The sequence below is a fragment of the Micrococcus sp. HMSC31B01 genome, assembly GCF_001816085.1.
Lineage (GTDB): Bacteria > Actinomycetota > Actinomycetes > Actinomycetales > Micrococcaceae > Micrococcus > Micrococcus luteus.
Map to the genome: position 1 here is coordinate 1 of NZ_KV825212.1, position 8,833 is coordinate 8,833.

The window sequence follows — 8,833 nt, forward strand, 5'->3', positions numbered from 1 at the left end:
TGCGGGTGGGCCGAGCCCTCGACGGCGGCCCGCTGCGCGGCCAGCTCGGCCGCGAGCACGGTGACGTCCGGGGCCGGGTCGGCCTCGTCCGGCAGGTCGAAGAAGGACTCCTGACCGGCGGGCACCCGCGCCGGGCGCTCGGGCTCCGTCGGGTCGGCGACCTCGAGCTGCGCCACGGGCGTGTAACGCACCCCGCTGCCCGGCGCCGTCGCCGCGTGCCGCAGGATCCGCTGGACGAGGGCCAGGTCCCAGCACCGATCCACCCGCACCCCCGCCGCCAGCCAGGCGGCGTACTCCGTCCCGACGTCGGCGAGCACCCAGCGGACCGTGCTCGGGTCCACGCCCAGGCGGGCGGGCAGACCGGCCACGAGCCCGGCCACGGACCCGGCGGCGCAGGAGCCCAGGGGAACGGCGTCATCGCCCTCCCCGTCCAGGGCCCACCAGGTGCCGGGGCTGCCGACGGAGGCGGGGGCGGGGCCCAGGACGACGAACATGGCCCTCATTCTGCCCCGTGACCCGAGGCGCCGTCTGCCGCAGCCCTGTGCGGCAGACCTCCCGGCACGGCGGCGACCACGGCGGGCGCAGCGGGCACGGTTCCCCCTGATGTCCCGCCGCCTCCTCGGGGGGCGGGGAGAAGGGCTGTGCGACTTGCACGCTCGCTGAGCGGAGAACACACTGTGCGGACGCACCGGCGCGCAGCGGGCCGTCGGGCGCCACCCAGAGAGGACCCACCATGACAGCGACCCGGTCCGGCGGCGCCGCGACGTCTCGCCTCAACGCCAAGGTGGTCGGCATCTCGGTCGCCGCCGCGCTCGGCGGTTTCCTGTTCGGCTTCGACACCTCTGTCATCAACGGTGCCGTGGACGCCCTCGCCGGGGAGTTCGGCCTCGGCGCCGGTCTGACGGGCTTCGCCGTCTCCTCGGCGCTGATCGGCTGCGCGCTCGGCGCCTGGTTCGCCGGGCCGATCGCCAACCGCCGCGGCCGCGTGCCCGTGATGGTGATCGCCGCGATCCTGTTCCTGGTCTCCGCCATCGGCTCGGGCCTGGCGTTCGGCGTGGTCGGCCTGATCTTCTGGCGCGTGGTCGGCGGCCTGGGCGTGGGCGCCGCGTCCGTGATCGCTCCGGCGTACATCGCGGAGGTCAGCCCGGCCCATGTGCGCGGTCGCCTCGGCTCGCTCCAGCAGCTGGCGATCGTCCTCGGCATCTTCGCCGCGCTGCTCACGGACGCGCTCTTCGCGACGATGGCCGGGGGAGCGGCGCAGCCGTTCTGGCTCGGCGTCGACGCCTGGCGCTGGATGTTCCTGGCCGAGACCGTCCCGGCGGTGCTGTACGGCCTGTTCGCCCTGAAGCTGCCGGAGTCCCCGCGCTACCTGGTCGCCCGCGGCCGCACGGACGAGGCGGCCGAGGTCCTGCACGAGTTCACCGGCGTGGACCGGGTGAACCTGATGATCGAGGACATCCGGCGCTCGCTGGACTCGGAGCGCCGCGAGTCGCTGGCGGACCTGCGCGGACCGTCGGCGGGCCTGCAGCCGATCGTGTGGATCGGCATCCTGCTCTCCGTCTTCCAGCAGGCCGTGGGCATCAACGTGATCTTCTACTACTCCACCACCCTGTGGCGTTCGGTGGGCTTCGGGGAGTCGGACGCCCTCACGGTCACCGTGATCACCTCGGTCACGAACATCGCCGTCACCCTCATCGCGATCGCCCTGGTGGACCGCGTCGGCCGTCGCCCCATGCTGATCGCCGGCTCCGCCGGCATGACGGTCAGCCTCGGCCTGATGGCACTGGCCTTCTCCTTCGCGCAGACCGGCGGCGCCGAGTCCGTCTCCCTGCCGCAGCCGTGGTCCACGGTGGCGCTGGTGGCCGCGAACGCCTTCGTGGTGTTCTTCGGCGCCACCTGGGGTCCGCTGGTCTGGGTGCTGCTGGGCGAGATGTTCCCGAACCGCATCCGCGCCGGCGCGCTCGCCGTGGCCGCCGCCGCGCAGTGGGCGGCGAACTTCACCGTCTCCACCACGTTCCCGTGGTTGGCGGACATCGGCCTGACCCTCGCCTACGGTCTGTACGCGGTCATGGCGGCGCTGTCCCTGGCCTTCGTGGCGGCCTTCGTCCCCGAGACCAAGGGCAAGACGCTCGAGGAGATGAGCGACGTCGTCGTGCGTTCCCCGGGGCAGCGGCGCGCGGTGCGCGCCGAGGCGGAGCGGGATCTGCGCGGCTGACACCGCCCGTCCCGACGACGGCCCCCTCCCTGAGCTGCAGACAGGGAGGGGGCCGTGGTGTGTGCGGGGCGGGTCAGCCGGCGTCGGCGCCGGTCGCGGCCCCCTCGTCGTCGAGGCGCTCCAGGCCCTCGTCCTCGGAGTCCTCGATGAGACGGTCTCCGGCGATCTTGTCGACGATCATCGCGATGGCGGCGTCGCCGGTCACGTTGGTGGCGGTGCCGAAGGAGTCGATGGCGATGTACGTGGCGACCATGAGCGCGACCTGCGGCTCGGTGAAGCCGAGCATCGAGGACAGCAGGCCCGAGGCCGCCACGATCGCGCCGCCGGGCACGCCGGGCGCCGCGACCATGGTGACGCCCAGCATGAAGATGAAGCCCACGAACACCGGGATGTCGATCGACTGGCCCGAGAGGAACAGCACGGCGATGGAGAACGAGACGATCTTCACCGTGGAGCCGGCCAGGTGGATCGTCGCGCACAGCGGCACGACGAACGAGGCGATCGGCCGGCGCACGCCGAGCAGCAGGGTCTGGCGCAGGGTCACCGGGATGGTCGCCGCCGAGGACGAGGTGCCCAGGGCCGTCGCGTAGGCCGGCAGCATCGTCTTCAGGGCCGTGAACGGGTTGCGGCCCGCGATCGCGCCCGCGACGACGTACTGGATGAGCAGCAGCACCACGGTGAGGCCGAAGACCAGCAGGATCACGCCGAGGAACGTGGTGATGACCTTGAAGACCTCGCCGGCGGCGGTCATGTTCAGGAACACGCCGAAGATGTAGACGGGCAGCAGCGGCACGATCAGGCCCATGACGACCCGCTCGATGATCGATCGCAGCTGGTCGAATCCCTCGTGCAGGGCACCGCGCGGCAGCATAGTCAGGCCGATGCCGAGCACGAACGCGAGCAGCAGGGCCGTCATCACGCCGAAGGGCGGGTCCATCTGCACCTCGAACAGCGGGCCGAGCAGCGCGTCCTCGGGGTTGGCCATCGCCTCGAAGGACCCGGGCGTGAGGATCAGCGGGAAGACGAGCAGGCAGACCAGCAGGGCGCCGAAGCCGCCGAACAGGGTGGAGCCGTAGGCGATGCCGCCGGTCAGGGCCAGCAGCTTCCCCGCGCCCCGGCCGATGTCGCCGATGGCGGGGGCGACGAGCGCCAGGATCAGCACCGGGACGATGAAGCCCAGGAAATTCGAGAACAGCCCGTTGAAGGTGGCGAAGGCCTGCACGAGCCAGGTCGGCGCGACCAGGCCGACGAGGACGCCGGCCACGATCGCGACGAGGATGCGGGGCAGCAGGCCGAAGCGGCGGCGGGGCACGGCGACGGCGCCCCCGGAGTCGGGGCCGGACGCGTCGAGGGCGTCGGAGTGGGAGCGAGACATGGCCGACACGCTAGCGCAGGCCGTCCTGCCCGTCGCCCGGTCGGTAGGCCATCCTTGGCGGTGCCGGTGACCCCCTTCGTGGCGCAGAACACAGGGAGCGCCACCATCTCGGGGAGCGTGCAAGAGCACGCCCGACCCACCCGGACCGAAGGAGACGACGATGACGGTCCTGCCCCGCCCCGCAGACGCCCGGGCCGCCCAGGGGTGCGCTGCCGGCGTGGAGGCCGCATGAGCGAGTTCCTCGCCTCACGCTGGCCCGACATCCTCTTCCGGGCGTGGCAGCACGGGTGGCTCGTGCTGCAGGCGCTGGCCATCGCCACCGTGCTCGCCATCGCGCTGGCCGTGATCGCCACGCGGATCAAGGCCCTGACCCCGATCGCGAACGCCTTCACGGCCGTCGGGCTGACCCTGCCCTCCTTCGCGCTCATCGGCGTCCTGATCCCCCTGGTGGGCATCGGGACCGTCCCGGCCGTCGTGGTGGTGGTCTTCTATGCCCTGCTGCCCATCCTCCGCAACGCGCTCGTGGGTCTGCGCGGCGTGGACCCGGAGGTGCTGGAGGCCGCCCGGGGGATGGGCATGGGGCCGGTGGCGCTGTTCACCCGGGTGCGTCTCCCGCTGGCCTGGCCCGTGATCCTCACCGGCATCCGGGTCGCGGGCCAGCTCGGCATGGGCGTGGCCGCGGTCGCGGCCTACGTCCTGGGGCCCGGACTGGGCTCGTACATCTTCACGGGGCTGGTCTCCCTGGGCGGCGCCAACGCGTTGAACTACGCCCTCGTGGGCACCCTCGGCATCGTCGTCGTCGCCCTCGTCCTGGACGGGCTGCTCGTGCTGCTCGGCCGGCTCACCATCTCGAAGGGACTGCGCGCATGAGCACCGACCGTGACGCCGGGGCCGAGATCCGTCTCGAGTCCCTGACGAAGCTCTATCCGGGGCAGGACCGTCCCGCCGTGGACGCCCTGGACCTCGTCATCCCCGCGGGGGAGACGGTGGTGTTCGTCGGTCCGTCCGGCTGCGGCAAGACCACCTCGCTGAAGATGATCAACCGCCTCATCGAGCCCACCTCCGGGCGGATCCTGATCGGCGGGGAGGACATCACACGCCGTGACCCCACCCGGCTGCGCCGTCAGATCGGCTACGTCGTGCAGGGTGGCGGGATGATGCCCCACCTGTCCGTCGCCGAGAACGTCGGCCTGGTGCCGCGCCTGCTCAAGTGGGACCGCCGGCGCATCGCCGACCGCGTGGACGAGCTGCTCGACCTGGTCGGCCTGGACCCGGCGATCTATCGAGACCGTTTCCCGCGCGAGCTGTCCGGCGGACAGCAGCAGCGCGTCGGCGTGGCCCGGGGCCTCGCGGCGGATCCTCCCGTGCTGCTCATGGACGAGCCCTTCGGCGCCGTGGACCCCCTCACCCGCGAGCGCCTGCAGCAGGAGATGCTCGACATCCAGGCCAGGGTGGGCAAGACCATCGTGATGGTCACCCACGACGTGGACGAGGCCGTGCTCCTGGGCGACCGGATCCTGGTGCTCGAACCCGGCGCGCACGTGGCCCAGTACGCCACCCCCGAAGAGGTCCTGGCTCGGCCGGCCACCGAGTTCGTGGCCGACCTCGTGGGGTCGGGGGCGGGGCTCAAGCGGCTGGGGCTGCGGTCGGTCGACTCGCTGCCGCTGCGCCCGATCGCACACCACCCGACGGGCCCGCTGCCGGGCGGGCCCGTGCTCGACGCGGCCACCCCGATCAGCGAAGCCCTCGCGGCGCTGGTCATGGCCCCGACGGAGGAGATCGCCGTGGTCCGTGATGGCACGGTCATCGGTCTGCTCGACTATCCGACACTGCGCGCGCACGCCCGCGCCGCCGACGAGCAGGCTCAGCCATGATCGCCCGGCTGCGTTCGGCCTCCGCCGAAGACCGCCTGCTCCTGATCGGCCTGCCGCTGCTGGTGGCCGCCCTGCTGATCGGGTGGACCGTCTGGGTGCGCGGAGCCGCCCTCGACGACGTCGAGGCCCGGCTGCTGACCTGGCCCACCGTCCTGCGCCTCACCGCCGAGCACCTGGCCCTCGTCGGCGTGTCCACCGTTCTGGTCGTGGCGACGGCCGTCCCGCTCGGCGTGCTGCTGAGCCGCCCCGCCGCCCGGCGGTTCACCCCCGTCGCCATGGGGCTGGCCAACGCCGGCCAGGCCGCTCCCGTGATCGGTGTGATCGTCCTGCTCGCCATGGCGTGGGGGTTCGGCTTCCGGGTCGCCGTCCTGGCCCTGTCCCTCTACGCGTTCCTGCCCGTGCTGGCCAACACGCTGGCCGGGCTGCGGGGCGTCGACCCCACCGTCGTCGAGGCGGCCCGCGGCATGGGCATGTCGCCGCTGCAGACCCTGCTCCGGGTGGAGCTGCCCTTGGCCCTGCCCGTGATCATGGCGGGTCTGCGGACCGCCCTGGTGCTGCTGGTGGGCACCGGGGCGTTCGCGACGTTCATCGACGCCGGCGGCCTCGGCCTGCTCATCCAGACCGGGATCGTCCTGTTCCGTTTCCCGCTGCTCGTCTCGGGGGCGATCCTCGTGGCCGCCCTCGCCCTGATGATCGAGTGGATCGGCCGCCTCGTCGAGACGCTGGCCACGCCGAGGGGGCTCGCATGACCACCCCGCGCGCGACCACCCCGTCCCGCCGCCGCGGCCGGACCCCCGCTCGTGCCGCGCTCGCCGCGCTCGGCCTGGCGGCCTCCCTAGTCCTGTCCGGGTGCGGGCTGAGCACCGCCGGCGGCTACCTGCCCTCGGGCACGCCCGTCGGCGACGTCGCCGGGATCGACCTCGAGGGCGCCCACGTGGCGGTGGGCTCCAAGAACTTCAACGAGGGCGTCGTGCTCGGCAAGATCACCGCGATCCTGCTGCGCTCCGCGGGGGCCGACGTCGAGGATCTGACCAACATGCCGGGTTCGCTCAGTGCGCGCCAGGCCCAGGTCGCGGACGTCGTGGACGTCGAGTGGGACTACACGGGGACGGCCTGGATCACGTACCTGGGCCACACCGATCCGATCCCGGACGCCCAGGCGCAGTGGGCCGCGGTCCGGGACGAGGACGCGCAGCAGGGCCTGGTGTGGCTGCCGCCGGCCGAACTCGACAACACCTACACCTTCTCCGTGCGCCAGGACCGGGCGGAGGCGCTCGGCCTGGAGACGCTCGCGGACATCAAGGACCTCCCCACCCAGGACCAGTCCTTCTGCGTGAGCGCCGAGTTCGCCGCCCGCAACGACGGGTTCCTGCCCATGCTCGAGGCCTACGGGATCGAACGGCCCACCGGATCCCGGCTGCGCCAGATGGACATCGGGGCGGTGTTCGCCGCGGTGGCGGACGGGTCGTGCACCTTCGGGGAGGCGTACGCCACGGACGGGCGGATCGCCGCGCTGGACCTGACGACCCTGCAGGACCCGCTGAGCTTCTTCCCGAAGTACAACGCGGCCCCCATCGTGCGCGAGGAGGTCCTGGCCCAGCACCCCGAGATCGCCGACCTGCTGGCACCCGTGACCGCACGCCTGGACAACGCGACGGCCGCGCGCCTGAACGCCCGGGTGGACGTCGACGGTGAGGAGCCCACCCAGGTCGCGTGGGACTGGCTCCGCGAGGAGGGCCTGATCACCGACTGACGGTCCGCCGACGCCGTGGGGGACGCCCCGTTGGGGGGGGTCACCCCCGCGTGGCACGGCGGATCAGGCCGCCGTCAGAGTGCGCGAGTAGACCGTCCGGCCGGCGGCGTTGATCAGACGCACCCGGAACTCGCGGCCGTCCTCGGGGATCTCGACGTGGCCGAAGTACTGGTGCTCACCGGAGCGCGGCGAGCCCATGACCGGGCCGTGCGCCTCGAAGTCCAGGCGCGGGCCGAAGGTGCCGTCCAGCGTGTTCGGGCCGAACGATCCGGCGTTGATGGGGCCGGCCACGAACTCCCAGAACGGCTCGAAGTCGGTGAACGCCGCGCGGTCGGGGGAGTAGTGGTGCGCAGTGCAGTCGTGGACGTCGCCGGTGAGGAACACGACGTTCTTCACGCCGTGGTCCTTGATCGCCTTCAGGAGGCGGGCGATCTCCAGCTCGCGGCCCAGCGGGGCGCCGTCGTCGCCGTTGGACAGGGACTCCTGCCCCGTGCCGTCGGGGACGATCAGGCCCAGCGGCAGGTCGTTGGCGATGACCTTCCACGTGGCGGTCGACGCGCGCAGCCCGCGGATGAGCCACTGCAGCTGCTCCTCACCCAGGATCGGGGTCTCGTGGGTCTCGAGCCCCGGGGTGTTCTCGCCCTTGTGGGTGCGCATGTCCAGGGCGAACACGTCGAGCGTCGCGCCGCGGGGGATCCTGCGGTAGATGCGGGCGGGTTCGAAGCCCGAGCCGCGGCGCAGGGCCGTCGAGTCGGCGATCGGCATGTACTCCTGCCACGCGCGGCGGGCGCGGGCGGCCAGCGTGTCCACGTCACGGACCTGGGTGTAGCGCGGGTCTTCGAGGACCTCGCCCGGCCACCAGTTGTTGGTCGTCTCGTGGTCGTCCCACTGGGCGATGACGGGGACGTCCGCGTACAGGGCGCGGAGGTTGTCGTCCATCATGTTGTAGCGGTGGCGGCCGCGGAACTCGTTCAGCGTCTCGGCGACCTTGGACGTCTCCTCCGTGACGAGGTTGCGCCAGGTGGGCTCGCCGGCCACCTCGAGGGTCTCCGGGATGGGGTTGTCCGCGTAGATCGTGTCGCCTGAGTGCAGGAAGAAGTCGGGCTTCGTGGCGTGCATCGCCGCGTAGCCGCGCATGCCGCCGATCTCCGGGTTGATGCCGTAGCCCTGCCCCGCGGTGTCCGCGGTCCACACGAAGGACTGGGCGGCGGAGGTCTTCCGGCCGAACCGCGCGCCGGGCGCCGTCGTGAAGCGGGCCACGGCCGACTCGCCCAGGCGGCCGGCCTCGTCCTCGAACGCGTACGTCACCTCGAAGCGGGTGTCGGAGGGCAGCGTGTCCGCGAGGATCTTCGCGGTGTGGTCGGTGGCCCCGTCGACCCAGCCGGAGCGCAGGGTCAGCCCGCGAGCGAAGCGGCCGCGCAGCACCTTCCCGTCCTCGTCGACCGCGCGCAGCGTGGCGTGCAGGCGCGAACGGCCGGACGAGCGCGCCCACAGCACGGCCGAGTTCGAGGTGACATCGCCGGTGGCGACGCCGGACGGCAGCGTCAGACGGGACGCGACCAGGCCACCGGGGGTGTGGCGGGCCGGACGGGCGGCGGCGGGGCCGGCGAGGGCGG

The 8,833-nt window shown here is 72.7% G+C and carries 7 protein-coding genes and 1 pseudogene; 5 read left to right on the plus strand and 3 right to left on the minus strand.

Annotation, left to right across the window (positions count from 1 at the left end):
* A pseudogene (locus tag HMPREF3105_RS08265) lies at window positions 1-494 on the minus strand (bifunctional 3'-5' exonuclease/DNA polymerase); the annotation flags it as partial.
* Between the two features lie 239 nt (window positions 495-733).
* Between HMPREF3105_RS08265 and HMPREF3105_RS08270 the strand changes: the two are divergent.
* Complete coding sequence (locus HMPREF3105_RS08270) at window positions 734-2,215, plus strand: sugar porter family MFS transporter (protein ID WP_069941593.1); 1,482 nt, start codon at window positions 734-736, stop codon at window positions 2,213-2,215.
* A 73-nt stretch (window positions 2,216-2,288) separates the two neighbouring features.
* On the opposite strand, the gene HMPREF3105_RS08275 is transcribed toward HMPREF3105_RS08270, so the two are convergent.
* On the minus strand, window positions 2,289-3,590 hold the full coding sequence (locus HMPREF3105_RS08275) for a dicarboxylate/amino acid:cation symporter (protein ID WP_070709186.1): 1,302 nt from the start codon (window positions 3,588-3,590) through the stop codon (window positions 2,289-2,291).
* Between the two features lie 228 nt (window positions 3,591-3,818).
* On the opposite strand from HMPREF3105_RS08275, the gene HMPREF3105_RS08280 reads away from it, so the two are divergent.
* The 4 genes from HMPREF3105_RS08280 to HMPREF3105_RS08295 are packed head-to-tail and all read left to right on the plus strand — an operon-like array spanning window position 3,819 to window position 7,217.
* Window positions 3,819-4,460 (plus strand): ABC transporter permease, encoded by a 642-nt coding sequence (locus tag HMPREF3105_RS08280; protein ID WP_002855197.1) that lies wholly within the window; start codon window positions 3,819-3,821, stop codon window positions 4,458-4,460.
* A complete protein-coding gene (locus HMPREF3105_RS08285) occupies window positions 4,457-5,464 on the plus strand; it encodes an ABC transporter ATP-binding protein (protein WP_070709188.1) in 1,008 nt (335 codons plus the stop codon). Before HMPREF3105_RS08280 ends, HMPREF3105_RS08285 begins: the two co-directional genes overlap by 4 nt.
* Window positions 5,461-6,213 (plus strand): ABC transporter permease, encoded by a 753-nt coding sequence (locus HMPREF3105_RS08290; protein ID WP_036382910.1) that lies wholly within the window; start codon window positions 5,461-5,463, stop codon window positions 6,211-6,213. Before HMPREF3105_RS08285 ends, HMPREF3105_RS08290 begins: the two co-directional genes overlap by 4 nt.
* The gene (locus HMPREF3105_RS08295; RefSeq protein ID WP_070709190.1) at window positions 6,210-7,217 is read left to right on the plus strand and encodes a glycine betaine ABC transporter substrate-binding protein; all 1,008 of its coding nucleotides are present in this window, start codon (window positions 6,210-6,212) and stop codon (window positions 7,215-7,217) included. Before HMPREF3105_RS08290 ends, HMPREF3105_RS08295 begins: the two co-directional genes overlap by 4 nt.
* 63 nt (window positions 7,218-7,280) lie before the next feature.
* Here HMPREF3105_RS08295 and HMPREF3105_RS08300 read toward each other — a convergent pair.
* On the minus strand, window positions 7,281-8,833 hold a 1,553-nt coding region (locus HMPREF3105_RS08300), incomplete at its 5' end, for an alkaline phosphatase D family protein (RefSeq protein WP_246830356.1).